This is a genomic window from Microbacterium paulum, from assembly GCF_015707995.1.
Taxonomy (GTDB): Bacteria; Actinomycetota; Actinomycetes; order Actinomycetales; family Microbacteriaceae; genus Microbacterium; species Microbacterium paulum.
Window position 1 is genome coordinate 1 of the sequence record NZ_JAAGRY010000126.1, and the last position, 1,443, is coordinate 1,443.

Below are 1,443 nucleotides of genomic sequence, written 5' to 3' on the forward strand. Positions count from 1 at the left end.
GGCCCTTCACAGATGAGCATGGGTAGCGGTGTGCGCGTGGGCGTCTCGAGGGGTGTGTTGTGAGGTTTGGGTAGAGGTCGAGGCCTCCAGGATGGGTAGCGACCTAGCAACCCGATCCATGAAGGCCTCGACGTGTCTCATGCTATCTGCGCGCCCGCGTGCGCGCTCTTCGACCTGCCCGACGTCCATGTCAGGGCCGTGGAACGCGGACCACGCTCGTTCACCGTGGTGGTGGAGACTTCTCCGACGCTGGTGGGGTGCCCGTCCTGCGGGGTGCTCGCCACCGGCCACGGCCGCCGGGAGGTCGTGCTCCACGATCTGCCCTGCGCTGGGGTGCCCGTGCGGGTGGTGTGGCGCAAGCGGATCTTCAGGTGCCGGGAGGACGCCTGCGAGGTCGTGACGTTCAGCGAGGTCCACGAGCTGGCCGCGCCGCGGGGCAAGCTCACCACCCGCGCGATCGCCTGGGCCGTGGCCCAGCTGCGCTCCCACGACATCGCGGTCTCGGCCCTGGCGGACATGCTCGGAGTCGCCTGGAACACCGTCTGGGATGCCATCGCCCCGGTCATCGAAGGCCAGTTGGCCGCGGAGGATCGGCTGGCCGGGGTGGACGCTCTCGGTGTCGACGAGCACGTGTGGCGCCACGTGGGTCCACCCGGCACCGGGCTGGTCACCGGGATCGTGGACCACTCCCGCGGCGAGGACGGCCGGCCCCGGGCGCGACTGCTGGACCTGGTCAAGGGGCGCACGGGGGCGGCCTACGGCGACTGGCTCACCGAGCAGGGTCCGGCGTTCACGAGCGGGATCCGCACGGCGACGCTGGACCCGTTCCACGGCTACGCCAACGCCATCCGCGACGAACTCCCTGAGGCGATCACCGTCCTGGACGCCTTCCACGTGGTGAAACTCGGTGGGCAGGTCGTGGACGAGGTGCGTCGTCGGGTGCAGCAGGACACCCTGGGCCACCGGGGCCGGGCCGGGGACCCGCTCTACGGGATCCGCCGCACCTTGCAGATCGGCGCCGAGCACCTCACCGCCAAACAGATCACCCGGCTCAACACCAAGCTCGAGGCCGGGGACCCGCACCACGAGGTGACCCTGGCCTGGCACTGCTATCAGAAGCTGCGTGCGATCTACCACGCCCGCCCCGAGACCGGCCGCCGGCTGGTCGCCGAGATCCTTGCCGCCTTCCCGTCCTGCCCGATCCCGGAGATCGCCCGGCTCGGGCGGACCCTGCGCCGGTGGAAGGCCGCGATCCTGGCCTACTTCGACACCGCCGGGGCCTCCAACGGGCCCACCGAGGCCGTGAACGGGGTGATCGAGACGATGCGCCGGGTCGCCCGCGGCTTCCGGAACTTCGACAACTACCGCCTACGCGCCCTGCTCGCCGCCGGCGGACACCGGCCGTGGCGCAAGACCCCTACCCATGCTCATCTGTGAAGGGCC

General features: G+C 71.0%; 1 protein-coding gene. It reads left to right on the forward strand.

Annotated features, from left to right (window positions below):
- Nucleotides 1–132: 132 nt before the first annotated feature.
- Entirely contained in the window at nucleotides 133–1,437 is a 1,305-nt protein-coding gene (locus G3N18_RS15740; RefSeq protein ID WP_338038685.1) for an ISL3 family transposase, read from the forward strand.
- The last annotated feature ends 6 nt before the right edge of the window (nucleotides 1,438–1,443 follow it).